We start from the raw sequence: 25,134 nt of genomic DNA, 5'->3' as shown, positions 1-25,134 counted from the left end.
TGTGGGATCTGTACCTTTGCAGCTACCCTTTGGGCAGGCTTGAGCGCGGTGCAAAACGCGTCTCAAGCCTGTAAATGTGTAAACGATGTACCCGGTTAGATGTGTAAAGGATGTACCGGTCTCTACAACCGCACGCGCAGTCAATATCACCACCGATCAGCTCCCTCTGCCTCTGGGAGAGGGTTGGGGTGAGGGGCTATGATCTGCCTTAAGCTTCGTCGCCATCCTCCTCGTCGCCGTCGATCTTCATGCCCAGTTCCTTGATCTTGCGGGTCAAGGTGTTGCGGCCCCAGCCCAGCAGCACCGCGGCATCGCGACGACGACCCGCAGTGTGCTTGAGTGCCGTCTCGATCATGATCCGCTCAAAGGTTGGCACTGCACTGTCGAGCAAGTTGGATTGGCCACGGCCCAGCGCCTGATCAGCCCACTGGCGCAGCGCCTGCTCCCAGTTGGTGACAGGAGAGGTGTCTTGCTGCAGGTTCAGCAACTCCGGCGGCAAGTCGCTGATATGCACTTCGCGACCCGAAGCCATCACCGTGATCCAGCGGCAGGTGTTTTCAAGCTGACGTACGTTGCCCGGCCACGGCAGGTTCTTGAGGTACTGCTCAGTCTCGGCCTTCAGCAGCTTGGGTTCTACCGACAGCTCTTGCGCGGCGCTGCTAAGGAAATGCCGGGCCAGGGTCGGGATGTCTTCACGACGGTCAGACAGGCGCGGGATGTGGATGCGGATCACGTTCAGGCGGTGGAACAGGTCTTCGCGAAATTTGCCGGCCTGAACCAGGGTTTCGAGGTTCTGGTGGGTCGCAGCAATGATCCGTACGTCAACTTTGACCGGCGTGTGCCCACCCACTCGGTAGAACTCGCCATCGGCCAGCACCCGCAGCAGGCGGGTTTGGGTATCGGCAGGCATATCGCCGATTTCATCCAGGAACAGGGTCCCGCCATCGGCCTGTTCAAAACGACCCCGGCGCAGGTTTGCAGCTCCCGTGAAGGCGCCTTTTTCGTGGCCGAACAGCTCGGATTCCATCAGATCTTTGGGGATCGCTGCCATGTTCAGCGCGATAAATGGCGACGCAGCGCGTGGACTGTGGCGATGCAGGGCGTGAGCCACCAGCTCCTTGCCCGTGCCTGATTCGCCGTTGATCAGTACCGTGATGTTGGAATGGCTAAGACGGCCAATGGCACGAAACACCTCTTGCATCGCCGGCGCTTCGCCGATGATTTCAGGTGTTCTGGCCAGTGCCGGGGGCGCTGCCAAGCCTTGTTGCTCCTGGGCGTGCTGGTTGGCGCGCTTGACCAGTGACACGGCTTCATCGACGTCAAACGGCTTGGGCAAGTATTCGAACGCGCCACCTTGGTAGGAGGCCACCGCGCTGTCCAGGTCGGAATGGGCAGTCATGATGATCACGGGCAGGCGCGGGTGCTGTTCGCGAATCTTGGCCAGCAAGTCCAGGCCGCTGGAGCCGGGCATGCGGATGTCAGAAATAATGACGTCGGGTTGTTGGCGAGCCAGACGACTCATCACCCCATCGGCGCTGTCGAAACTTTGTGTGGTCATGCCTTCCTGTTGCAAGGCTTTTTCCAGGACCCAGCGGATAGAACGGTCGTCGTCGACGATCCACACGGTTTCACTTCGGCTCATGTCGATGCGGCTCCTTGTTCCAGTGGTAGAAAGATCGAGAAGAGTGTGTGGCCGGGGTGGCTTTCACACTCGATCAACCCCTGGTGCTGACTGATGATGTTCTGCGTGATGGAAAGGCCTAGCCCGGTGCCATCTGGGCGCCCGCTGACCATCGGGAAGAACAGGGTGTCTTGCAGCTCGGCCGGAATGCCCGGTCCGTTGTCGATAATTTCGATTTTGGTGACCAGTCGGTGACGCACGTGGCCAATGGTGAACTGGCGCATGGCGCGGGTCCGCAGGCTGATACGTCCCAGCCGCAGCTCGTTTTGGCTACCGATGGCCTGCATTGCGTTACGCACGATGTTGAGTACGGCCTGGATCATTTGCTCACGGTCTATCAGCAGGTCGGGCAGGCTTGGGTCGTAGTCGCGCACCAATGTGATGCTGCCCTGTGTTTCCGCTTCAACCAGGCTGCACACGCGCTCCAGGACTTCGTGGACATTGGTCATGGCCAGCGAAGGCAGTTTGTTGGAACCCAGCATGCGGTCCACCAGGTTACGCAGACGGTCGGCCTCTTCGATGATCACGTTGGTGTAGTCGCGCAGGCTTTCGTCAGGCAACTGACGGGCCAGCAACTGCGCAGCACCCCGAATGCCACCCAGCGGGTTCTTGATTTCGTGGGCCATGCCGCGCACCAGCATCTTGCTGGTTTCCTGCTTGGACAGCTGGGCTTCTTCCTTGGTGATGCGCAGCAGGCGGTCACGGGGGTGGACTTCAAGCAGCAGCATGGTGCCGCCATGGCTCAAGATGGGCGTTACGGCGTAGTCCACGGTCAGGTTCTGGCCTGTCAGTGAGGTCAGCATGGCCTCGCGCTTGGTGAACGGGTGCGCTTGCTCAACCGCCTGGCGCAACGAATGCAAAGCCTCGGTGGATTCTGTAAAGAGCTCGCTGATGAATTGCCCGTGACTGCGTTGACCACTGATTGCCAATAGCATCTCTGCTGCCGGGTTCATGTACTCAAGGCGTAAATCAGCATTGAGTAACAGCGTGGCAGTGGTCAGGTTGTCGAGTAACAGTCGGTGCAGGGCATCACTGATGGTCATGGGCCAATCCCGGGTTGCGTGCGCGGGTGAGGCGCTGGTGCAAGGAAAATGCAATAAACAAACCAAGGCTCTGAAAAGATGCGCGAATGGCCTGAAATAAGGACTTTTAGCCCATCAAGGTGGCGCTCTTGATCCGGTTGAGAATCGTTTTGAACCAAATTGGGCTGGTAAGTGAACATTTGAGTAACTATTGCACCAATATAGTGCAATTGAGCTGAATAGATTCAGTCCCCTCAAAATACCGGCTGTACGGAGCTTTTTAGTGTCAGCGCTGATGAAATCGCTGCAGGTAAAAACGCAGGACGGGGCTCTGCTGCACCACAACGTTGCCTTCCAATACGTTTACCAAAAGACGATGCTCGCCGCGATCAATATTGACCAGATGCAAGTCGAGGCTTGAGCTGGGCTGGCCATAGGCTTGATCGTCGAGCATCCATTGCAGGCGATGTTGGCTGTGCAAGGGTGGTGCAATGTTGATCTGCAACGCGAAGGTTCCATTGTTGGCCCGCAGCGCTTGATCAGAAGGCAGTCCGTTAATGGACAGTGTTTTGTAGGGCGCGTGAGAAGGATATGGCTCTTTTTCAGGCAGCAGTTGTTGAGTGCTGGCCGGTGGCGTAATGATCAGGGCGGGCTGGCGATTCAGCGGGGCAAGCTTCAGAGGGGAGTTGCCGGTCAGGTTTGGCGGGGTGCTGCTGTAATGGGTCTTGCCGTCAGCGTCGATGTGTTTGAACACCTGCGCATTCAGGGGCAGGGCGATCAGCCACAGAATGATCAGCAGGACGCGCACAAACTGGCAGCCAACAGGGAAAAAGCGTTGAGGGTGTTTGCACGTGTCATGGCAGCGTCCGTTTGGGAAGTCGGCTCAAGCTACAGATCGCGCTTTGGAGTGGCTGTCAGGTATGGGTGAGAAGTTGGCTGGGTATAGCCGAGGTATGTGTAAGACGTTACTCATAAAAAAGGCCTCCCGTAGGAGGCCTCTTCAGGTCACGCCGCTTTCGCGAGCGTTACTGGATTAGCAGCTGTAGTACAGCTCGTATTCCAGCGGGTGTACGAAGGTACGAACCTGGATTTCTTCTTCGCTTTTCAGGGCGATGTAAGCGTCGATGAAGTCGTCGCTGAAAACGCCGCCTTTGGTCAGGAACGCACGACCCTTGTCCAGCTCTTCCAGGGCTTCTTTCAGGCTGCCGCAAACTTGTGGGATCTCTTTGGCCTCTTCAGGCGGCAGGTCATACAGGTTTTTGTCAGCTGCGTCGCCAGGGTGGATCTTGTTCTGGATACCGTCCAGGCCAGCCATCATCAGTGCAGCGAAGCACAGGTATGGGTTGGCTGCTGGATCCGGGAAACGTGCTTCGATACGGCGAGCCTTAGGGCTGGACACGTAAGGAATACGGATCGAAGCGGAACGGTTGCGGGCCGAGTAGGCCAGCATTACCGGAGCTTCGAAACCTGGTACCAGACGCTTGTAGGAGTTGGTAGCCGGGTTGGTGAAGCCGTTCAGTGCCTTACCGTGCTTGATGATGCCGCCGATGAAGTACAGCGCGGTGTCGGACAGGCCGGCATAGCCTTCGCCAGCGAAGGTGTTCTTGCCATCTTTGGAGATGGACATGTGTACGTGCATACCCGAGCCGTTGTCGCCGTACAGAGGCTTAGGCATGAAAGTAGCGGTACGGCCGTAGGCGTCTGCCACGTTGTGTACGCAGTATTTCAGGGTCTGAACTTCGTCAGCCTTTTTCACCAGGGTGTTGAACTGCACGCCGATTTCGTTCTGGCCGGCAGTTGCCACTTCGTGGTGGTGAACTTCGATAACCAGGCCCATTTCTTCCATGGCGTTGCACATGGAGGTACGGATTTCGTGGTCATGGTCGAACGGCGGAACTGGGAAGTAGCCACCTTTCACGCCTGGACGGTGGCCTTTGTTGCCGCCTTCCACGTCCTGGTCGGACATCCACGAACCTTGTTCAGAGTAGATCTTGAACATGGAGCCGCTGATGTCGGACTTGAACTTCACTTGGTCGAAGATGAAGAATTCTGGCTCCGGGCCGACAAAAACGGTGTCGCCGATACCGGTGGACTTCAGGTATTCCTCGGCACGGGTAGCGATGGCGCGCGGGTCGCGGTCATAGCCTTGCATGGTCGAAGGTTCGATGATGTCGCACACCAGGATCAGCGTTGGCTGTTCGGTGAACGGGTCCAGAACGGCAGTGCTGTCGTCTGGCAGCAGGATCATGTCGGACGCTTCGATGCCTTTCCAGCCGGCAATGGAGGAACCGTCGAACATCTTGCCGTCGGTAAAGAAGTTTTCATCCAGCGCATCACGGGCCGGCATGGTCACGTGGTGCTGAGTGCCTTTGGTGTCAGTGAAGCGCAGATCAATCCACTTGACGTCATGATCTTTGATGAGTTGAACCGACTTCGACATAGTGTCCTCCGGGGTGGCTTAGGGCTGTTAGTTACGTGCCCTTATTAAGTGGTTGATGCCGGCGCGAATACTCTGCCAAGGCAACCTGCCTCACAAGGGAGCAAATTGCATGCCAGTGCCCCGACTTGGGTTTATTGCCCCAATCTCAAGCAGGTTAGAGGCGAAGACTACCGATTAGGCGCATTTATCGCACTCAAATGAAGCGATTAAAGGCGTTTATGTTCCATTTTGGTGCAGTGAAAACCGTTTGTACGATAACTGGTTAAACCTTGAGCAATTTCCGCTATAATCCGCGCCCCCCTTTTTTGGCAGGCTGCTCGCGCGCTGTTTTCATGAAACTAATCGTTAAAGTCTTCCCCGAAATCACTATCAAGAGCCGCCCGGTTCGGATGCGTTTCGTCCGTCAACTGGCCAAAAACATCCGTGCTGTGCTCCGCGATCTGGACCCGGCTGTGGTGGTGACGGGCGTGTGGGACAACATCGAGCTGCAAACGCGCGTAAGTGACCCTAAAGCCTTGAAAGAAATGACCGAACGCCTGAGCTGCATGCCGGGTATCGCGCATTTTCTTCAAGTCGACGAGTACCCGCTGGGTGACTTCGACGACGTCGTCGAGAAGTGCAAATTGCACTTTGGCGATGCGCTGGCCGGCAAGATTTTTTCCGTGCGTTGCAAGCGCGGTGGCAAGCACCCATTTACCTCGATGGAAATCGAGAAATACGTCGGCAGCAAGCTGCGTCGTGAGTGTGGGGCGGCCGGAATTGATCTGAAAAAGCCGGAAATTGAAGTGCGCTTCGAAATTCGCGACCAACGGTTGTTTGTGATTCACAGCCAGCACGACAGCATAGGCGGCTTCCCGCTGGGCTCTCTGGAACAGACCCTGGTGTTGATGTCCGGTGGTTTCGACTCAACCGTCGCGGCTTACCAGATCATGCGTCGCGGCCTGATGAGCCACTTTTGCTTCTTCAACCTGGGCGGTCGTGCCCATGAACTGGGCGTGATGGAAGTCGCGCACTATATATGGAAGAAGTACGGCAGCTCGCAGCGCGTGCTGTTTGTCAGCGTTCCGTTCGAAGAAGTTTTGGGCGAAATTCTCGGTAAAGTCGATAACAGTCATATGGGCGTCATTTTGAAGCGTATGATGTTGCGCGCTGCGACCCGTATCGCCGAACGTCTCGAAATTGAAGTGCTGGTCACCGGTGAAGCGATTTCCCAGGTGTCGAGCCAGACGCTGCCCAACTTGTCGCTGATTGACTCGGCTACCGACAAACTGGTGTTGCGTCCGCTGATTGCGAGCCATAAGCAGGACATCATTGATCAGGCGGTTGAAATCGGTACGGCCGATTTTGCCAAGCACATGCCTGAGTATTGCGGGGTGATTTCGGTCAACCCCAAGACCCACGCCAAACGCAACCGCGTGGAGTATGAAGAACAACAGTTCGATATGGCCGTGCTTGAGCGAGCGCTTGAGCGGGCCAAAATGGTGCCGATTGATCGAGTGATCGATGAATTGGGCCAGGACTTGCAAGTCGAAGAAGTCAGCGAAGTGCTGGCGGGCCAGATCGTGATCGACATCCGTCACCCGGATGCTCAGGAAGATCAACCGCTGGAACTGGCTGGCATCGAAGTACAAGCGATGCCGTTCTATGCACTGAACAGCCGCTTCAAGGAACTGGATGACACCCGTCAGTACCTGTTGTATTGCGACAAAGGCGTGATGAGTCGCCTGCATGCTCACCATTTGCTCAGTGAGGGACATGCCAATGTGCGCGTTTATCGACCGAGCTAAGAGCCCGGGGCTGTATGCCTGTGGCCTGCGTCACCGGCCCCCCGACGCCGCCGTCAAGCTGTAACGGCTTGCACGGACTCTACTGTTAATCGCTGCCTGGACTCAGTCAGCACACCGAATCCTCTGATCGAGATACACAAGTGATCGAAAATCTACGTAACATCGCCATCATTGCTCACGTTGACCACGGTAAAACTACCCTGGTAGACAAACTCTTGCGTCAATCCGGCACTCTGGAGCGCGGCGAGCTTAACGACGAACGCGTGATGGACTCCAACGACCAGGAGAAAGAGCGCGGTATTACCATTCTGGCAAAAAACACTGCCATCAACTGGAACGGCTACCACATCAACATCGTGGATACCCCGGGCCACGCCGACTTCGGTGGTGAAGTAGAACGCGTAATGTCGATGGTTGACTCCGTTCTGCTGCTGGTTGACGCTCAAGACGGCCCTATGCCGCAAACCCGCTTTGTGACCAAGAAGGCTTTCGAAGCCGGCCTGCGTCCAATCGTGGTTATCAACAAAGTTGACCGTCCAGGCGCACGTCCGGACTGGGTTCTGGATCAGATCTTCGACCTGTTCGACAACCTGGGTGCTACCGAAGAGCAGCTGGACTTTAAAGTGGTTTACGCCTCTGCCCTGAACGGTATTGCTGGTCTTGACCACACCGACATGGCTGAAGACATGACCCCGCTGTACCAGGCGATTGTTGACCACGTTCCTGCTCCAAAAGTTGACCGTGACGGTCCTTTCCAGATGCAAATCTCGGCACTGGACTACAACAGCTTCCTGGGCATTATCGGCGTTGGCCGTATCGCTCGTGGTCGCGTTAAGCCGAACACTCAGGTTGTGGCTATCGATGCTGACGGCAAGCGCCGTAACGGTCGTATCCTGAAGCTGATGGGTCACCACGGTCTGCACCGTATCGACGTTGAAGAAGCAGCTGCCGGCGACATCGTCTGCATCAGTGGTTTCGACCAGCTGTTCATCTCCGACACTCTGTGCGACCCACTGAATGTTGAAGCGATGAAGCCTCTGACTGTTGACGAACCTACCGTTTCGATGACCTTCCAGGTTAACGACTCGCCGTTCTGCGGCCGTGAAGGCAAGTTCGTAACCAGCCGTAACATCAAAGAGCGTCTGGACAAAGAGCTGCTGTACAACGTTGCTCTGCGCGTTGAAGAAGGCGACACCGCTGACAAGTTCAAAGTGTCTGGCCGTGGTGAGCTGCACTTGTCGGTACTGATCGAAACCATGCGTCGCGAAGGCTTCGAAATGGGTGTTGGTCGTCCGGAAGTAATCATCCGCATGGTTGACGGCGTTAAGCACGAACCCTACGAAAACGTAACCATCGACCTGCCAGAAGAATCGCAGGGCGCAATCATGGAACAGATCGGTATCCGTAAAGGCGATCTGACCAACATGGTTCCGGATGGCAAGGGCCGTGTTCGTCTTGAATACAACATCCCTGCACGTGGCCTGATCGGTTTCCGTAACGAGTTCCTGACGCTGACTTCGGGCGCTGGCATCCTGACCTCGATCTTCGACCGTTACGACGTGATGAAGTCGGGCGACATGTCCGGCCGTCAGAACGGCGTTCTGGTTTCGGTTGCTACCGGTAAGGCTCTGACTTACTCGCTGGAAACCCTGCAAGCTCGCGGCAAACTGTTCCTGGGTCACGGTGAAGACGTGTACGAAGGTCAAATCGTCGGCATCAACAGCCGCGACAACGACCTGGGCGTTAACCCAACCAAAGGCAAGAAGCTCGACAACATGCGTGCTTCGGGTAAAGACGAAACCATCGCTCTGGTTCCGCCTATCCGCTTCACTCTGGAGCAAGCTCTGGAATTCGTACAAGAAGATGAACTGTGCGAAGTAACGCCTAAGTCCATCCGTCTTCGTAAGAAGATCCTGGGCGAAAGCGAGCGTACCCGCGCTAGCAAAAAAAGCAGCAAGTAATTGATTTAGCTGCTGAATAAAAAACGCCCCCGGCCTTGCGGCCGGGGGCGTTTTTTTATGTCCGGGTTTTCGATGAAAAACACCTGTCGAAAGCTTAATCGGCAACAGAGTATCTACAGGAAAACGGCAACTGTGGGAGCGAGCCTGCTCGCGAAGGTCGTTCGCGAGCAGGCTCGCTCCCGCAATAGGGCTTGATCTACAACAGAGTATTTAAAGGTGGTGTCTTAGAACACCATCAACTTCTCGCTGCTGTTTTTACGCTCGACGGCTTTGGGCACGTAGGCGCAATAACCAGGACGTGGGCCCACTCGCGGGTGGTTGCGGCAGGTATCCGGGCGTATCTCGTAGATGGTGCACATGCGCGACTTGCGATCCAGGTACAGGCAGTCGTTGTTGCTCATGCGCTGCAACGTGAAAATCCCGGATTTCTGGTTGAAGCGCTCCACGATCCCTTCTTTTTGCAGGCGCTTGGCGATGTTTTTCGGTGGATCACCCATCTCGAACTCATCGACGATGCCGATGCGGATCAGGTCTTTGATCTTGACCTCGACCGGCAACGTGCAGCAGCTGGAAATGCAGGAGCCGCACATGGGCGCGGAGTATTTGGCCCAGGTATCGAGACGGTCGATTTCCGCGGCGGCGATCAGGTTGGACTTCATCAGGCTTGTATTCCAGCGTGCATCAGGGCGCGCGATCATACCGGTGTTGATGAATGTGTGAACAACCATTTGCCGGTTTTTCGATCAGGGCCATGTTTTAAAGCATTCAACGGTGTATCTGCCTCGTTTTGGGGCGGCGCACATTTCGTCAGTTATTTTCAGTTAATCCTCCAAAAAAGCCCCAACCAAAGCACTTTGTTTCTGTCGAAGCGTCTAGGCTGACACCATTCGTTCTTCAAATCGCCCCATCTCGATTGAGGTTGTATCGATGCCCCAGGAACCGCTTGTTCGTGACGCACAGGTGGCGGCTTTCCGTGCCGCTGTAGTAGCCAAACTGACTTACGCGGTGGGTAAGGACCCGGAACACGCGTTTGACCATGACTGGTTTGAAGCTATTGCTCTGGCCGCCCGCGACCATATGGTCGAGCACTGGATGGACCACACGCGCCAGATTTATCGCAAGGACCAGAAGCGGGTGTATTACCTGTCCCTGGAATTTCTGATCGGTCGCTTGCTGTATGACAGCCTGAGCAATCTGGGACTGCTGGAGGTGGCCCGCGAAGCACTGACCGACCTTGGGGTCGATCTGGAGCGCATCCGCCTGCTGGAGCCGGATGCGGCGCTGGGTAACGGTGGTCTGGGACGATTGGCCGCCTGCTTTATGGAAAGCATGTCAACTCTGGGCATTGCGGCTCACGGCTACGGCATCCGCTATGAACACGGGTTGTTTCGCCAGAGCATTGTTGACGGCTGGCAACAGGAGCAGACCGAGAACTGGCTGGACTTCGGCAACCCCTGGGAGTTCGAGCGCGCTGAAGTGTTGTACTCGGTCGGCTTTGGCGGTTCGGTTGAAACCAAACAGGATGAACAGGGCCAGCTTCGACAAATCTGGTGGCCAGGCGAGACCGTGCGCGCAATTGCCTATGACACGCCCGTAGTGGGGTGGCGCGGAGCCAGTGTCAACACCTTGCGCCTGTGGCGGGCGAGGGCGCTGCACGACTTGAACCTGAGCCGTTTCAACGCGGGGGACCACTTGGGCGCAGTGGCCGAAGTCGTGCGGGCTGAAAGCATCTCCCGCGTGCTGTACCCGGCCGACAGCAACGAAGCGGGGCAAGAGTTGCGCCTGCGTCAGGAGTTCTTCTTTGTTTCGGCCTCGCTGCAAGACTTGCTGCGGCGCCATTTGCATGTGCATGACACGCTGTTGAACCTGGCCGAGCATGTATCGATCCAGCTCAATGACACCCACCCCTCGATTGCCGTTGCCGAGTTGATGCGCATTCTGGTCGACGAGCACGGCATTGAATGGCATGCCGCTTGGCAAGTCACCGTCGATACCCTGTCGTACACCAACCACACGCTGCTGCCCGAAGCACTCGAAACCTGGCCCGTCGGCTTGATGGAGCGCATGTTGCCGCGGCACATGCAGATTATTTATCTGATCAACGCGCACCATATCGATGCGTTGCGAGCCAAGGGTATTCACGATTTTGACGTGCTGCGTGCGGTTTCGCTGATTGAAGAGGACCATGGTCGACGAGTGCGCATGGGCAACCTGGCATTTTTGGGCTCCCACAGCGTGAACGGGGTTTCCGGGCTGCACACCCAGTTGATGCGCAGCACGGTGTTTGCCGAGTTGCACAAGCTCTACCCTGAGCGGATCAACAACAAAACCAACGGCGTCACTTTCCGCCGCTGGCTGTTCCAGGCCAACCCGCCCCTGACCTCGATGCTGGTTGACGCGCTGGGGGTCGATGTTCTTGATGAGACCGAGCACAAACTGATCAAGCTGGAGCCTTTTGCCGAGCGCGCCGATTTTCGCAAGCGCTTTGCAGAGCAGCGTCTGCAAAGCAAATGCACTCTGGCGGCGCTGATTTACGAGCGCTTGGGTATCGTGGTTAACCCTGAAGCGATGTTCGATGTGCAGGTCAAACGAATTCATGAGTACAAGCGCCAATTGCTCAACTTGATGCACACCGTCGCGCTGTATCAGGCCATTCGTGCCGAGCCCGGAAATTACTGGGTGCCACGGGTGAAAATTTTTGCCGGTAAGTCGGCGGCCAGTTATGAGCAGGCCAAACTCATCATCAAACTGGCCAACGACATCGCCCGTACTGTGAATAACGACCCCACGGTGCGCGGTTTGCTCAAAGTGGTGTTTATCCCCAACTACAACGTGAGTCTGGCCGAAAGCATCATCCCGGCGGCGGATTTGTCCGAGCAGATATCCACCGCAGGCTACGAAGCATCGGGCACCAGCAACATGAAGTTCGGCCTCAACGGTGCACTGACTATCGGCACGATGGATGGAGCCAACGTTGAGATGTGCGAGAGGGTCGGTGCCGACAACATGTTCATTTTCGGGCTCAGTGCGCAGCAGGTTGAAGCGCGCAAGCACAATGGCGAGTTCCATGCGGCACCGGATGTGGCGGCATCGCATCGGCTCAATGATGTATTGCAGGCGATTCGCGGCGGGGTCTTTTCACACGATGATCCGGCGCGTTACACCGGGCTGGTGGATTCACTGATCGAATACGACCGGTTTCTGGTGTGCGCGGATTTTGATGCGTATTGGGATGCGCAGATGCGCGTGGAGCATTTGTGGCAGGACAAGGACGAGTGGTGGCGTAAAGCTGTGCTGAACACGGCGCGCATGGGCTGGTTCTCGTCGGACAGGACCATTCGCGAGTACGCTACCGATATCTGGAAAGCGCTGTAGGACACAGCCACTCTAGCCGTGGGAGCGAGCCTGCTCGCGAAGAGCATTCGCGAGCAGGCTCGCTCCCACAAGGGGCCTTGACCGGGAACAAAGTCTCTACCCGTTTTCGCCTGATTTAAGGGTTCAGCAGAACTCGCTCTGTCGGTTCTGAGTCTGATTAGAAGATTTGCACGGCAACACGCGTTAAACTGCGCGGGTTTTTCGCCCCCTCCCCATTGTTCGGAGCCTTACATGTCCCGCGTTACCCTGAGTCGCTATTTGATCGAGCAGACCCGCAGCAACAACACGCCTGCTGATTTGCGTTTCCTCATCGAAGTGGTGGCGCGTGCTTGCAAAGAGATCAGCCACGCCGTGTCCAAAGGCGCCCTGGGTGGTGTTCTGGGCAGCATGGGCACCGAAAACGTACAAGGTGAAGTGCAGAAGAAGCTCGATGTGATCTCCAACGAGATCCTGCTCGAAGCCAACGAATGGGGCGGTCACCTGGCCGGCATGGCGTCTGAAGAAATGGACAACGCCTACCAGATCCCGGGCAAGTATCCGAAAGGCGCCTACCTGCTGGTATTCGACCCACTGGACGGTTCGTCGAACATTGATATCAATGCTCCGGTCGGCACTATTTTTTCCGTGTTGCGTTGCCCGAACGAATACCTGACTCAGAACGAGCCTTTGAATGAAAAGGCCTTCCTGCAGCCAGGCACACAGCAGGTAGCTGCCGGTTATGCCATCTACGGTCCTCAGACCATGCTGGTATTGACCTTGGGCGACGGCGTTAAAGGCTTCACCCTGGACCGTGAAATGGGCAGCTTCGTTCTGACCCACGAAGACATCACCATTCCTGAAACCACCCAGGAATTTGCCATCAACATGTCTAACCAGCGTCACTGGGAAGCTCCGGTCCAACGCTATGTAGACGAATTGCTGGCCGGTGAAGAAGGTCCGCTGAACAAGAACTTCAACATGCGTTGGGTCGCCGCGATGGTTGCGGACGTGCATCGCATTCTGACCCGCGGTGGTCTGTTCATGTACCCGCGCGACAGCCGTGAGCCGTCCAAGCCTGGCAAGCTGCGTCTGATGTACGAAGCCAACCCGATGTCGTTCCTCGTGGAGCAGGCGGGCGGTGCGTCCACTGACGGCCATCAGCGCATTCTCGACATCCAGCCTGAAGGCTTGCACCAGCGTGTAGCCGTGTACCTGGGCTCGAAAGAAGAAGTCGCGCGCATTACCGATTACCACAAAGCCTAAGCATGCCGCGCCTGTAGCAGCTGCCGAAGGACCGAGGCTGCGTTCGATTGCGAAGCAATCGTAAATTCATAAGTAGCGACCCGTCAGATAGACCGGGACTTCTGAATTTACGGCGGCTGCGCCCCCGAACGCAGCCTTCGGCAGCTGTTACGGACACCATCTCCCCCCCCGCCAAATAAATCCCTGCGCCCTGCGGGAACCACCCTGTGCTTTTCTCTTCTAAGCTTGCATCAGGCATCTGTGCCGACCTTTCCCTGCAGGAGCTTTCCATGAAATTGCGTTATTTGGCGATGTTGTCGTTCTGCGTATTGCTGACGGCGTGCAGCAAGATCAATCAAGAAAACTATTCAAAACTGTCGGCGGGCATGACCAAGGCTGAAGTTGAGCAGCTTCTGGGCAGCCCGACCGATTGTTCGGGCGCATTGGGGATGTCGAGCTGCACCTGGGGCGATCAGAAGAGCTTTATCAGCGTGCAATACGCGGGCGATAAAGTGCTGATTTTTTCGGGTCAGGGTCTGAAGTAATACTGATCGGGAGCGTTCGCGATGAAACGTCTTTTAGTTAGCTTGGGGGCCGCGCTGTTGCTGGCCGGATGCACGGGTTCCAGCAGCGATTCTCTGGCGCCCAATACTGTCACAAGTGTCGACCTCAAGCGCTATCAGGGCACCTGGTATGAATTGGCGCGATTGCCGATGTTCTTCCAGCGCAACTGTGCGCAGTCTGAAGCCCATTACAGTTTGAAGCCCGACGGTAACGTCGCGGTGTTGAACCGCTGCCGCACGGCAGAGGGCAAATGGGAGGAGGCGAAGGGCACGGCGACCCCGCAGGTGGAGGGTAAAACCGACAAGCTGTGGGTCGAGTTCGACAACTGGGTATCAACCGTGCTGCCGGGTGTGACCAAGGGCGACTACTGGGTGTTGTACCTGGGGGATGACTACAGCACGGCGCTGGTGGGCAATCCCGACCGACGCTATTTGTGGTTGTTGTCGCGCAAGCCGCAGGTTGATGAGCAAACCCGTGATGAATTGCTCAGCAAGGCTCAGCAGCAGGGCTACGACACGTCACGCTTGATCTGGCGCACGCCGGATGCAGATATGCCCAAAGACACTCAATAAACAGGAACGCCCCTCAGCTGGCGCCAAGGGGCGTTGGCTGGGCGTTTAAGCGCGCAGCAGGGTCTTCCAGGCGCGGTTCTGGTACACGGCGATGGCTTGCTGCTTGCGGGCGTTGAGCAATTCGTCGTTTTGCTCTGCGTCGTCAGTGATTGGCATGTTGGCCAATTCCTGCAGCTTGTTCATCTCTCCGTACAAACGGTCCAGTTCCGGAATTTCCAGCACGTTACGCGCCAGGCGCAACCACGCCTGAATGCGCTCGATGCGCGGCAGTTGCTCGGCCAGGTCTTCGGGTTGTTGCTGGTAGCGGTTCAAGCGCAAGGCAATCGCCTCATCCGACAACAAACGCGGCAGCCAGCTGTGCAGCTGTGCAGCGCCCTGACGATTGCCACGGGTGGTGCCGCGATCAACGGTCCAGCTGCGCGCCATCAACCAGCGCGAAGTGTTCAGGGAGAATTGACCCCAGCGCGGGTCTTCCAGCTCTTCAAGGAACTGCTCAGGTGCGGCTTTACGAACGTCTTCGTCGTCCTGGCCGATCTGAACCAGCGGGCGCCAGTCTTCAAGCAGGGCGTCCAGCGCTGCACGCAAGGTGCTGGTGGATTGGCGTGGAGCGGCTTGACCGAGGCTGCTGACCAGCGCGCGCAGGTCAATCAACTGTTGAACCCAATCCTGCAGCAAACGCCAGTGGCCATTGAAGCGATACTGCTCGGCCAGACGCTGGCTGTTGCCCAGCAAGTGCCAGGCCAGTGCCGCAAAGGCATCGTCCAGCGGCGTCTCGGGGGTCAGCTCTGGCGCTGGCAGGTTGACGGAGTAGCTGTTGGCGTCGAACAGGCGATAGCCACGCTCGGCCTTGCTGATGTCACATGGCATCAGGGCCAGCTTCTCGGCCAGTTCTGCAGCCAGTTCCAGCAGGGCGGATGGCTCGCCTTCGCGCAGTTCGAGTTCCAGTTCGCAGATCTCTTCTTTCTGCTTGCCGGCAATCACGTGACCCAGATCCAGGGCGGCTTCGATGACCACTTTGGCCTTGCCGCGACCCCAGGAGATTTCAGCGCGTTCGCGTACGAAATCAGTGGTGAAGATTGGCTTCAGGGTTTTTTTGTCCAGCTCGGCCAACTCTTCGGGCCAGCATTCGCCGTCGAGCTTCTTGATGTCGAGCTTGGCTTTGGGCAGGTTCCAGTCGTACTCGTTACGCTCGGACAGACCGGCAATGCTTTGGCCGCGGGTCTTGAGGGTCTGAATAACGTCTTCACCGTCACGGCGCAGGCGCAGGGCAACCTTGGCCTTGGCCAGATCGCGCTCAGGGGTGTCGAAGTACTGGTTCAACAACTCACGGCTTTCCCAGCCACTTTTGTTGCGCTTTTTCAGCAAGGGGTGCTCGCGCAGGGCGGCGAGGGTTTCGCGGCTGACGCGGAGTTTGATTTCAGTTTCTTTTTGCATGGCCGGAAAATCCAGGATCGGTGCGCAGCCGGGAAAAGTGTGGCTGCCAAGGCCGTGCAGTGTACAGGACAAGCCGCCCCGGCGCGCCGAACGGGTTTATTCTGCCTCGCAGATAGCTCTATGATGGGCCTTGCCCCGCCAACAGGAAGTCAGCGCATGCCTTTACCTTCCATGAAAGAGCAGTTCGCTGCCTTGATCGCCACACCGTCGGTCAGTTGCACCCAGCCTTATCTGGATCAGTCCAATCGTGGGGTGATCGACTTGCTGGCCACCTGGCTGAGTGGGTTGGGGTTTAACTGCGATATCCAGCAGGTCAGCCCTGGTAAGTTCAACTTGCTCGCCACCTTCGGCAGCGGTCCCGGCGGGCTGGTACTGGCCGGGCACAGCGACACCGTGCCCTACGATGAAGCGCTGTGGCAAACCGATCCACTCAAACTCACAGAAGTGGATAACCGCTGGGTCGGCCTTGGCAGTTGCGACATGAAGGGTTTTTTCGCACTGGTGATCGAAGCGGTACGCCCGTTGCTCGATCAACCGTTCAAGCAGCCGCTGCTGATTCTGGCCACGTGCGACGAAGAGACGTCGATGGCTGGCGCCAGGGCGCTGGTCGAAGCCGGCAGGCCGCTGGGCCGCGCCGCCGTGATCGGCGAGCCGACCGGACTCAAGCCGATCCGCATGCACAAGGGTGTGATGATGGAGCGCATCGAGATTCTCGGACGCAGCGGCCACTCATCCGATCCAAGCCTGGGTCACAGCGCACTTGATGCCATGCACGATGTGATCAGCGAACTCAAAGGCCTGCGCCAGCAGTGGCTCAATGAATACCGCAACCCGCAGTTCAGCGTGCCGCAACCGACCCTGAACTTTGGCTGTATTCATGGCGGCGATAACCCGAACCGGATTTGCGGGCAATGCTCGCTTGAGTTTGACCTGCGACCGTTGCCGGGCATGGACCCCAACGAACTGCGGGCCATCATTCGCGGCAAGCTGCAACCGTTGGCCGAGCGCCATCAGGTGAAGATTGATTTCGCCCCCATTGCTGGCGGAGTGCCGCCATTCGAACAGGACGCCGACGCTGAGTTGGTGCGGGTTGCCGAGCGACTCACCGGGCATCGCGCGCAAGCAGTGGCGTTTGGCACCGAAGCGCCTTATCTTCAGCAGCTTGGCTGCGAAACGTTGGTACTGGGGCCGGGCGATATCGCCTGCGCGCATCAGCCGGGGGAATACCTGGAAATGTCACGTTTGCAGCCTACGGTGCGTCTACTGACTCAACTGGTCGAACACTATTGCCTGAAGTAGTGGCGATCCCTTTGCATTTCACACAAGGAGCGCGCGCGTGTTGCCGACCCTGTTTCGACGATAACCATCAGCCCGATGTGCGTTTGCTGTTTTAGCCCTTTTTAGGCGATTTATTTTTTACAGGCTTTGGTTATGCACGATTACGTTAACTGGTTGCGTCACGCGTCTCCTTACATCAATGCCCACCGCGATTGCACCTTTGTCGTCATGCTCCCCGGCGACGGCGTGGCACATCCCAATTTTGGCAATATCGTCCACGACCTGGTGTTGTTGCACAGTTTGGGCGTGCGCCTGGTACTGGTTCACGGCTCGCGCCCGCAAATCGATAGCCGGCTTGAGTCCCGCGGTCTGGTGCCGTATTACCACAACGGCATGCGCGTCACCGACGCCTCAACCCTGGAGTGCGTGATCGACGCAGTAGGGCAGTTGCGCATTGCGATTGAAGCGCGCTTGTCGATGGACATGGCGTCTTCGCCGATGCAGGGCTCGCGCCTGCGGGTGGCGAGCGGCAACCTGGTTACCGCACGGCCGATTGGCGTGCTCGATGGCGTGGACTTTCACCATACCGGCGAAGTCCGTCGTGTCGACCGCAAGGGCATCAACCGTCTGCTCGATGAGCGCTCGATTGTGTTGCTGTCGCCCTTGGGCTACTCGCCGACCGGTGAGATTTTCAACTTGGCCTGTGAAGACGTCGCCACCCGTGCCGCGATCGACCTGGCGGCGGACAAGCTGTTGTTGTTCGGCGCCGAGTCCGGCTTGCTCGACGCAGAAGGGCGGTTGGTGCGTGAGCTGCGCCCACAGCAAGTGCCTGCCCACATGAAGCGTTTGGGCAGCGACTACCAGGCCGAACTGCTGGAAGCAGCTGCCGAGGCCTGTAGCGGTGGTGTGGCTCGTAGCCATATCGTCAGCTATGCCGAAGATGGCGCTTTGCTGACGGAGCTGTTCACCCGTCACGGTGGCGGTACGTTGGTCGCCCAGGAACAATTCGAACTGATCCGCGAAGCGGCGATTGAAGACGTCGGTGGTTTGCTCGATCTGATCAGCCCGTTGGAAGAGCAGGGCATTCTGGTGCGTCGCTCGCGAGAAGTGCTGGAGCGTGAGATTGAACAGTTCAGCGTGGTTGAGCGCGAAGGGATGATTATCGCCTGTGCGGCGCTGTATCAGATTGCCGATTCGGATGCGGGGGAGCTGGCGTGCCTGGCGGTGAACCCGGAGTACCGTCATGGTCGCCGTGGCGATGAGCTGCTGGAGCGTATCGAAAACCGTGCTCGGGCTCAGGGGTTGAAAACGCTGTTCGTCTTAACTACGCGCACTGCGCACTGGTTCCGTGAGCGCGGGTTTGTACCTAGTGGTGTTGAGCGTCTGCCTGCGGCGCGAGCGTCGCTGTACAACTATCAGCGTAACTCCAAGATCTTCGAGAAGACGCTGTAACCGCTGACGAGGAACCATTCAACTGTGGGAGCGAGCCTGCTCGCGATGACTTTCGCGAGCAGGCTCGCTCCCACGGGGCTCAACAAACCCCGTCATAACTCCCGCAAACACACATCATCAATCACCGCCTTGCCCATGTCGCACAAGTAATGCGAAGCCCAGGCATGGTGCTGACAGTTCTTGTCCAGCGCGGCATCCAGCGCCAGTTTTTTTGCGCAATACAGCAAGGCCGACACCTGCTCCAGCGCCTGGCGCAACGGTATGTCGGGGTTAACGCGAAACAGCTCGTGGTTGCCCTGGCCGCAGGGGCCGAAGGTGACGGTGCCGAGGGTTTTGATTGGGGGACGATCAGTCATTGAGTGCGCTCCTATGGAACTAAGAGCTGCCACTTTTTGTTCTCAGGCAAATGGTGGCAGCCGTGCGCGGGCTGAGAATCGGGACAATAGGAACCCCGGCAGGCACAAAGGCCTCCCGCGCACAGCCGCCATAACACGTTGGACTGTACACAATGAATGCCATCTTGCGATGGCGTTCAGTTCGATATTGTTCATCGGATTCTCATGCCCGGTCACTGTTTTTTTCAGTGACGGTGCACAGTACGCTTCGCTTCAAAACGCGGAAGCCGTCCATTGCCTCAGTGGGCGTAGGAACTGACCGCCCGCGCTCGCACGAACACCACCGATCAGTCCCCTCGCCCTCCGGGAGAGGGCTAGGGTGAGGGTTTATTTAGTTACTGATCGCCAGAATACTTGCCTGATACGAGGCCACGAATAAATCGAAATCGCCCTCTTCAATCTTCTCTGTCTCGGCTTGTTCGAGCAGTGACTTGCGGGCTTTTTCTTCGAATGCAGCCTGATCTTCTGCGCTCAACGGTTCACTGCGGAAGAGCTCTGCGTGAGCCAGGCTTTGGCGCATGGAGAACTGGGCGAAGCTTTCATTGTGCTCGGTCATGCTGGCCAGCACTCTGGCAGACGGCGTCAGTGACACGTCCTTGATTTTGGCCAACTGCTCGTCGACTGCTTTGCTGTGGTGATCGCCACCGTGGCTCTGGTCGAGCAGGGCGGCCAGTGGAGCGATTTTTTCCAGCAGTTCTGCCGCCCATTCCTTCATGTCGACTGCTTCACCATCGCGCTGCAATTGCAGGCCCGGACGACGACCTTCCTTGACCACGCTCAGGAAGTTCGACGTGCAGCTGCCGCATTCCGGGCTATCGAATTGCGGGCTCTCTTGCAGCGCGCAATACAGCAGGAAGGCATCCAGGAAGCGGGCCTCCGGCAGGTCGATGCCCACTGGCAGGAACGGGTTGATATCCAGCAAACGCACTTCAACGTACTGCACACCACGTGACACCAGGGCCTGAATCGGACGCTCACCCGTGTACGTCACACGCTTGGGGCGAATGTTGGAGTAGTACTCGTTTTCGATTTGCAGGATGTTGGTGTTCAACTGCACCCATTCGCCATCCTTGTGCGTGCCGATTTCAACATAGGGTGCGTAAGGCGTGGCCACTGCTTTGCGCAGGCTGTCGGTGTAGCTGTCCAGGTTGTTGTAGCACGGTGTCAGGCCGGCCTGGGCGTTGCTCTGGTAACCCAGGTCGCTCATGCGCAGGCTGGTGGCGTACGGCAGGTAGAGCGTATCCGGGTCCAGTTGTTCCAACTGGTGAGAACGGCCGCGCAAAAAGCCCGCATCCAGTGCTGGCGAGGCGCCGAACAGGTACATCAGCAGCCAGCTGTAACGACGGAAGTTACGAATCAGGGCGATGTAGGCGTTCGATTGATAGTCGCGCTCGGTCCCCACGAACCCTTCGGCCTGCATCAGCACGGGCCACAGGGCCTCGGGCAGGGAGAAGTTGTAATGGATACCGGCGATGCACTGCATGGTCTTGCCGTATCGCAGGGCCAGGCCCTTGCGGTACACGTACTTGAGCTGCCCGATATTGGACGTGCCGTAGTAGGCAATCGGGATGTCTTCTTCGGCCGGTAACGGACACGGCATCGAAGGGCTCCACAGGAACTCGTTACCGAGCTTGCTGTAGGCAAAGCGGTGGATCTTGTCGAGGCTGGCCAGCGTCTCTGCCGGATCGGGCAGGGCCGGGGTGATGAACTCCAGCAGCGACTCTGAATAGTCTGTGGTGATTTGATCGTTGGTCAGCGCCGAGCCCAATTCTTCTGGGTGCGGGGTCTGAGCCAGGCGTGCATCAGGCGTGACGCGCAGGCATTCGCGCTCGATGCCATGCAGGCATTGCCCAAGCAGAGTGAGGTTAGCGCGCTCGCTGAGCAGAGCCAGGCGGCGGTTGAGAAGTTGGCTCAAGTTGGATTCCTTCACGCGTCAGTCGCCCCAATATGGGGGTGGTCAGGACGGTCTACAAGGGTGAAGTTGAAACCGGCGTGGTCGCCTGGCTTTTGTTGATATTGCTTTGGCCCCGTCCCTGTTTCGGCCCCTGAGCGCTTCAAGCGCATTTCGGCACCGCGTCAGCAGTACCGAAATTAACTCAAATGACCCTGTGGCGGCTACAGGACAGCGAACGTGCCTTGTGCTTTTGCGACCAGTTTGTCGCCCTGGAATACATCCGCTTCGACCACCAGCGTACGTCGCCCGGGATGGATGACTTTGGCGATACACAGCACCTCGCCGTCAGACACCGCGCGGATGTAGTTGATCTTGCACTCGATGGTTGCGCTCTGTTGATCGAACCCATGGGCGCTGGAACACGCCAGCCCCATGCTGATATCCACAAGGCTGAACAGCACGCCACCGTGCATCTTGCCGCCCCGGTTGCGCAGTTGCGGCTCCAGGCTGAGCGCTACGTGCGCTACACCGTCTTCCAGCGACTGCACGCGGCAACCGATCAACGTGCTGAAAGCGCTTTGGGTCAGGCCGTCCGGGAGCGTCATTAGCGTTTCTTCAGCTGTTTGGCGTTGGCAAACAGCGAAGCCATCGCGTTGTTGCTCGGCGCTGCGGCAACCGTTTCTTTGCGTGGCGCAGTGCTTTGCTGGCGTGGGGCGGAACCCGGGCGTGCGCCACGGGCGCCGTCGATCTTCTCACCCGGTGTGTCGCTCATGCGCATCGACAGGCCAACGCGTTTGCGCGGGATGTCGATTTCCATGACCTTGACCTTGACCACGTCACCCGCTTTCACGGCTTCGCGCGGGTCCTTGATGAACTTCTCGGACAATGCCGAGATGTGCACCAGGCCGTCCTGATGCACGCCGATATCGACGAAAGCACCGAAGTTGGTCACGTTGGTCACCACGCCTTCCAGGATCATCCCCAGTTGCAGGTCCTTGAGGTCTTCCACGCCTTCCTGGAACTCAGCCGTCTTGAACTCGGGACGCGGATCGCGGCCGGGTTTTTCCAGCTCTTGCAGAATGTCGGTAACAGTCGGCAGACCGAAGGTTTCGTCGGTGAACTTCTTCGGATCGAGGCGCTTCAAGAAGCTCGCGTCGCCGATCAGCGAGCGAATGTCGCGCTCGGTGTCCGAAGCAATGCGCTTGACCAGCGGGTAGGCTTCGGGGTGAACCGCCGAGCTGTCCAGCGGGTTGTCGCCATTCATGACGCGCAAAAAGCCGGCGGCCTGCTCAAAGGTTTTTTCGCCCAGGCGGCTGACTTTTTTCAGTGCGGCACGGGTTTTGAAAGCGCCGTTTTCATCGCGATGGCTCACGATGTTTTGCGCCAGCGTGGCATTGAGGCCCGAGATGCGGGCCAGCAGCGCCACGGACGCGGTGTTTACGTCCACGCCCACGGCGTTTACGCAGTCTTCCACCACTGCGTCCAGGCCGCGTGCCAGCTTGAGCTGGGACACATCGTGCTGGTACTGGCCGACACCGATGGATTTAGGGTCGATTTTCACCAGCTCGGCCAACGGGTCTTGCAGGCGGCGGGCGATCGATACTGCGCCACGGATCGATACATCCAGATCCGGAAATTCCTTGGCGGCCAGTTCCGAGGCCGAATACACCGAAGCACCGGCCTCGGACACCATCACCTTGGTGACTTTCAGCGCCGGGTATTTCTTGATCAGGTCAGCGACCAGCTTGTCGCTTTCGCGGCTGGCGGTACCGTTACCGATGGCAATCAGCTCGACCGAGTGCTTGGCGCACAGGGCGGCCATGACGGCGATGGTCTGATCCCACTTGTTGTGCGGTACGTGCGGGTAAACGGTGGCGTATTCCAGCATTTTGCCGGTGGCATCAACCACGGCCAGTTTGCAGCCGGTACGCAGGCCCGGGTCCAGCCCCAGTGTGGCCCGTGGGCCGGCCGGCGCGGCCAGCAGCAAATCGTGCAGATTGTGGGCGAATACGTTGATCGCTTCGGTCTCGGCGCCGTCGCGCAATTCACCCAGCAAGTCGGTTTCGAGGTGGGTGTAGAGCTTGACCTTCCAGGTCCAGCGCACAACTTCGCTTAGCCACTTGTCAGCCGGGCGGTTCTGGTTTTGCAGGCCGAAGCGCTCTGCAATCATCATCTCGCCGGGGTGCATGGTGCCAGGCAGTTCTTCACCCACCTTGAGCGAAGAGCTGAGAATACCTTCATTGCGGCCACGGAAAATCGCCAGGGCACGGTGCGACGGCATACTTTTGAGCGGCTCATCGTGTTCGAAGTAGTCGCGGAACTTGGCGCCTTCCTCTTCTTTGCCAGCGATAACACGGGCGCTGAGAATGGCTTCGTGCTTGAGGAAACTGCGCAGTTTATCCAGCAGGCTGGCGTCTTCGGCGAAGCGCTCCATCAGAATGTACTTGGCGCCATCGAGGGCCGCCTTGACGTCCGCCACACCTTTGTCTGCGTCGACAAAACGGGCAGCTTCGGTTTCAGGATTGAGTGTCGGGTCGTTGAACAGGCCATCAGCCAGTTCGCCAAGGCCGGCTTCCAGGGCGATCTGGCCCTTGGTGCGGCGTTTTTGCTTGTACGGCAGGTACAAGTCTTCGAGGCGGGTTTTGGTCTCGGCGAGTTTGATATCGCGGGCCAGTTCTGGCGTCAACTTGCCTTGTTCTTCGATGCTGGCGAGGATGCTTGTGCGCCGTTCGTCGAGTTCACGCAGATAGCGCAGGCGTTCTTCCAGATGACGTAACTGGGTGTCATCCAGGCTGCCGGTCACTTCCTTACGGTAGCGAGAAATGAAGGGTACGGTGGAGCCTTCATCCAGAAGAGCGACGGCCGCTTCGACCTGCTGCGGGCGCACGCCAAGTTCTTCGGCGATGCGGCTGTTGATGCTGTCCATAAAACCACCTGACAAATTGTGATGCAGGCTCGCAGGCCCGGGCTTGAAGGCCTGCGAGGCTGGTTGAGCGGCCCGGAGGGCGCCGCTACCTGGGCCAAAAGGGCAGCCTGTTGACCCGTGAAATCAGCAAATTACGGCAGGTGTTGAAAAAATAAATCCTGCCACAACCATTGAAAATTCGAGGTTGCCTGACACAAAAGGCGGCGCATTATAACCAGCGTTCCCGGATTCAGGGGACTGCGGGCTGCGGCCTCATTGATGGGTCTGCTGTTTGTAGAGGAAAAATCTGCTAACAATGCACACCATGCGTATGACAGCAGCTAAGCCATAATGCGCGCCGAGATCACAGGAGCATCTAATGAGCAGCATTGCACAAACGGCTGAAGGCGAAAAAATTCTCATCGTTGATGACGATCCAGGGCTGAGCAGCCTGCTGGAACGTTTCTTCGTCAGCAAGGGCTATCGTGCTCGGGCTGTGCCGAACGTCGAGCAAATGGATCGTTTGCTGGCTCGTGAGGTATTTAACCTGGTGGTACTGGATTTGATGCTGCCCGGCGAAGACGGCTTGTCTGCCTGCCGCCGCCTGCGTGCAGCGGGCAACCGGGTGCCCATCATCATGCTTACAGCAAAAGGCGACGAGCTGAGCCGCATCAAGGGTCTGGAACTGGGCGCCGATGATTACCTGGCCAAGCCGTTTAACCCCGATGAGCTGATGGCGCGGGTGCGAGCTGTATTGCGCCGCCAGTCGGCTCCAGTGCCGGGTGCGCCGGGCAGTGAAGACGAAAGCGTAACCTTCGGTGATTACGAGTTGTCCCTGGCTACTCGCGAGCTTAAGCGTGGCGACGAAGTTCACATGCTCACCACGGGTGAGTTTGCGGTGCTTAAAGCATTGGTCATGCATGCTCGTGAGCCATTGACCCGTGACAAGCTGATGAACCTGGCCCGTGGTCGCGAGTGGGATGCGCTGGAGCGTTCAATCGACGTCCAGATTTCCCGTTTGCGTCGCATGATCGAGCCTGATCCGTCCAAGCCGCGCTATATCCAGACCGTCTGGGGCGTAGGTTATGTGTTCGTGCCGGATGGTAACGCGACCAAGTGACAGATCATTTGTAGGAGCGAGTCATGCAGGTGC

General features: G+C 57.8%; 19 protein-coding genes. 9 read left to right on the top strand and 10 right to left on the bottom strand.

The genetic code is table 11. From position 1 onward, the window contains the following. Nucleotides 1-208 precede the first annotated feature (208 nt). From ntrC to glnA, 4 genes are all read right to left on the bottom strand, one after another. Nucleotides 209-1,642 (bottom strand): nitrogen regulation protein NR(I), encoded by a 1,434-nt coding sequence (ntrC, locus tag TU76_RS23720; RefSeq protein WP_046810336.1) that lies wholly within the window; start codon nucleotides 1,640-1,642, stop codon nucleotides 209-211. Beyond that, on the bottom strand, nucleotides 1,639-2,724 hold the full coding sequence (gene glnL / locus TU76_RS23715) for a nitrogen regulation protein NR(II) (RefSeq protein ID WP_019824842.1): 1,086 nt from the start codon (nucleotides 2,722-2,724) through the stop codon (nucleotides 1,639-1,641). The genes ntrC and glnL overlap by 4 nt, the downstream gene beginning before the upstream one ends. A gap of 265 nt (nucleotides 2,725-2,989) precedes the next feature. Further along, a complete protein-coding gene (locus TU76_RS23710; RefSeq protein ID WP_019824844.1) occupies nucleotides 2,990-3,511 on the bottom strand; it encodes a DUF4124 domain-containing protein in 522 nt (173 codons plus the stop codon). A gap of 225 nt (nucleotides 3,512-3,736) precedes the next feature. Next, a complete protein-coding gene (gene glnA / locus TU76_RS23705; protein WP_016783124.1) occupies nucleotides 3,737-5,143 on the bottom strand; it encodes a glutamate--ammonia ligase in 1,407 nt (468 codons plus the stop codon). A gap of 332 nt (nucleotides 5,144-5,475) precedes the next feature. Here glnA and thiI point away from each other — a divergent pair, with 332 nt between their 5' ends. Both thiI and typA read left to right on the top strand, forming a co-directional pair. After that, on the top strand, nucleotides 5,476-6,930 hold the full coding sequence (thiI, locus tag TU76_RS23700; protein ID WP_037032087.1) for a tRNA uracil 4-sulfurtransferase ThiI: 1,455 nt from the start codon (nucleotides 5,476-5,478) through the stop codon (nucleotides 6,928-6,930). 140 nt (nucleotides 6,931-7,070) lie between these two features. Beyond that, nucleotides 7,071-8,891 (top strand): translational GTPase TypA, encoded by a 1,821-nt coding sequence (gene typA / locus TU76_RS23695; protein WP_003438614.1) that lies wholly within the window; start codon nucleotides 7,071-7,073, stop codon nucleotides 8,889-8,891. Nucleotides 8,892-9,115: 224 nt separating this feature from the next. Here the strand turns inward: typA and TU76_RS23690 are convergent, their stop codons facing one another. After that, a complete protein-coding gene (locus TU76_RS23690) occupies nucleotides 9,116-9,553 on the bottom strand; it encodes a YkgJ family cysteine cluster protein (protein WP_037031547.1) in 438 nt (145 codons plus the stop codon). Nucleotides 9,554-9,818: 265 nt separating this feature from the next. Here TU76_RS23690 and TU76_RS23685 point away from each other — a divergent pair, with 265 nt between their 5' ends. The 4 genes from TU76_RS23685 (at nucleotide 9,819) to TU76_RS23670 (ending at nucleotide 14,623) form a co-directional block, all read left to right on the top strand. Continuing rightward, the gene (locus tag TU76_RS23685) at nucleotides 9,819-12,266 is read left to right on the top strand and encodes a glycogen/starch/alpha-glucan phosphorylase (RefSeq protein ID WP_019821793.1); all 2,448 of its coding nucleotides are present in this window, start codon (nucleotides 9,819-9,821) and stop codon (nucleotides 12,264-12,266) included. Between the two features lie 231 nt (nucleotides 12,267-12,497). Further along, the gene (locus TU76_RS23680) at nucleotides 12,498-13,508 is read left to right on the top strand and encodes a class 1 fructose-bisphosphatase (protein WP_019821792.1); all 1,011 of its coding nucleotides are present in this window, start codon (nucleotides 12,498-12,500) and stop codon (nucleotides 13,506-13,508) included. 269 nt (nucleotides 13,509-13,777) lie between these two features. Then, complete coding sequence (gene bamE, locus TU76_RS23675; protein WP_019821790.1) at nucleotides 13,778-14,032, top strand: outer membrane protein assembly factor BamE domain-containing protein; 255 nt, start codon at nucleotides 13,778-13,780, stop codon at nucleotides 14,030-14,032. 21 nt (nucleotides 14,033-14,053) lie between these two features. Next, a complete protein-coding gene (locus tag TU76_RS23670; RefSeq protein WP_046810259.1) occupies nucleotides 14,054-14,623 on the top strand; it encodes a lipocalin family protein in 570 nt (189 codons plus the stop codon). Nucleotides 14,624-14,668: 45 nt separating this feature from the next. Here TU76_RS23670 and TU76_RS23665 read toward each other — a convergent pair whose 3' ends face one another. Next, complete coding sequence (locus TU76_RS23665) at nucleotides 14,669-16,057, bottom strand: CYTH domain-containing protein (protein WP_048352601.1); 1,389 nt, start codon at nucleotides 16,055-16,057, stop codon at nucleotides 14,669-14,671. A 156-nt stretch (nucleotides 16,058-16,213) separates the two neighbouring features. On the opposite strand from TU76_RS23665, the gene argE reads away from it, so the two are divergent. Then, a complete protein-coding gene (gene argE, locus TU76_RS23660; RefSeq protein ID WP_019821784.1) occupies nucleotides 16,214-17,356 on the top strand; it encodes an acetylornithine deacetylase in 1,143 nt (380 codons plus the stop codon). 132 nt (nucleotides 17,357-17,488) lie between these two features. Beyond that, the gene (gene argA / locus TU76_RS23655; RefSeq protein ID WP_019821782.1) at nucleotides 17,489-18,787 is read left to right on the top strand and encodes an amino-acid N-acetyltransferase; all 1,299 of its coding nucleotides are present in this window, start codon (nucleotides 17,489-17,491) and stop codon (nucleotides 18,785-18,787) included. 92 nt (nucleotides 18,788-18,879) lie between these two features. Here the strand turns inward: argA and TU76_RS23650 are convergent, their stop codons facing one another. From TU76_RS23650 to TU76_RS23635, 4 genes are all read right to left on the bottom strand, one after another. Further along, a complete protein-coding gene (locus TU76_RS23650; protein WP_048352600.1) occupies nucleotides 18,880-19,143 on the bottom strand; it encodes a DUF3077 domain-containing protein in 264 nt (87 codons plus the stop codon). Between the two features lie 370 nt (nucleotides 19,144-19,513). Further along, nucleotides 19,514-21,097, bottom strand: coding sequence for a glutamate--cysteine ligase (gene gshA / locus TU76_RS23645; RefSeq protein WP_048352599.1), 1,584 nt, complete (start codon nucleotides 21,095-21,097; stop codon nucleotides 19,514-19,516). 200 nt (nucleotides 21,098-21,297) lie between these two features. After that, on the bottom strand, nucleotides 21,298-21,681 hold the full coding sequence (locus tag TU76_RS23640) for a PaaI family thioesterase (RefSeq protein WP_019821776.1): 384 nt from the start codon (nucleotides 21,679-21,681) through the stop codon (nucleotides 21,298-21,300). Beyond that, on the bottom strand, nucleotides 21,681-24,002 hold the full coding sequence (locus TU76_RS23635; RefSeq protein WP_048352598.1) for a Tex family protein: 2,322 nt from the start codon (nucleotides 24,000-24,002) through the stop codon (nucleotides 21,681-21,683). The genes TU76_RS23640 and TU76_RS23635 overlap by 1 nt, the downstream gene beginning before the upstream one ends. Before the next feature lie 358 nt (nucleotides 24,003-24,360). Between TU76_RS23635 and ompR the strand changes: the two genes are divergently transcribed. Then, nucleotides 24,361-25,101: an osmolarity response regulator transcription factor OmpR gene (gene ompR / locus TU76_RS23630; RefSeq protein WP_019821773.1), complete on the top strand. Its 741-nt coding sequence runs from the start codon at nucleotides 24,361-24,363 to the stop codon at nucleotides 25,099-25,101. The last annotated feature ends 33 nt before the right edge of the window (nucleotides 25,102-25,134 follow it).

Source organism: Pseudomonas psychrophila (assembly GCF_001043005.1).
Lineage (GTDB): Bacteria > Pseudomonadota > Gammaproteobacteria > Pseudomonadales > Pseudomonadaceae > Aquipseudomonas > Aquipseudomonas psychrophila.
Note: the sequence above shows the minus strand (reverse complement) of the source record. Positions and strands in the feature narration are given on the sequence as shown.

Bases quoted from the DNA above. Each gene is read 5' to 3' on its own strand.
- TU76_RS23680 (WP_019821792.1), top strand. From the start codon at position 12,498: ATGTCCCGCGTTACCCTGAGTCGCTATTTGATCGAGCAGACCCGCAGC.
- TU76_RS23670 (WP_046810259.1), top strand. From the start codon at position 14,054: ATGAAACGTCTTTTAGTTAGCTTGGGGGCCGCGCTGTTGCTGGCCGGA.
- glnA (WP_016783124.1), bottom strand. From the start codon at position 5,143: ATGTCGAAGTCGGTTCAACTCATCAAAGATCATGACGTCAAGTGGATT.
- bamE (WP_019821790.1), top strand. From the start codon at position 13,778: ATGAAATTGCGTTATTTGGCGATGTTGTCGTTCTGCGTATTGCTGACG.
- TU76_RS23640 (WP_019821776.1), bottom strand. From the start codon at position 21,681: ATGACGCTCCCGGACGGCCTGACCCAAAGCGCTTTCAGCACGTTGATC.
- argA (WP_019821782.1), top strand. From the start codon at position 17,489: ATGCACGATTACGTTAACTGGTTGCGTCACGCGTCTCCTTACATCAAT.
- TU76_RS23635 (WP_048352598.1), bottom strand. From the start codon at position 24,002: ATGGACAGCATCAACAGCCGCATCGCCGAAGAACTTGGCGTGCGCCCG.
- ntrC (WP_046810336.1), bottom strand. From the start codon at position 1,642: ATGAGCCGAAGTGAAACCGTGTGGATCGTCGACGACGACCGTTCTATC.
- TU76_RS23685 (WP_019821793.1), top strand. From the start codon at position 9,819: ATGCCCCAGGAACCGCTTGTTCGTGACGCACAGGTGGCGGCTTTCCGT.
- TU76_RS23650 (WP_048352600.1), bottom strand. From the start codon at position 19,143: ATGACTGATCGTCCCCCAATCAAAACCCTCGGCACCGTCACCTTCGGC.
- thiI (WP_037032087.1), top strand. From the start codon at position 5,476: ATGAAACTAATCGTTAAAGTCTTCCCCGAAATCACTATCAAGAGCCGC.
- argE (WP_019821784.1), top strand. From the start codon at position 16,214: ATGCCTTTACCTTCCATGAAAGAGCAGTTCGCTGCCTTGATCGCCACA.
- TU76_RS23665 (WP_048352601.1), bottom strand. From the start codon at position 16,057: ATGCAAAAAGAAACTGAAATCAAACTCCGCGTCAGCCGCGAAACCCTC.
- glnL (WP_019824842.1), bottom strand. From the start codon at position 2,724: ATGACCATCAGTGATGCCCTGCACCGACTGTTACTCGACAACCTGACC.
- ompR (WP_019821773.1), top strand. From the start codon at position 24,361: ATGAGCAGCATTGCACAAACGGCTGAAGGCGAAAAAATTCTCATCGTT.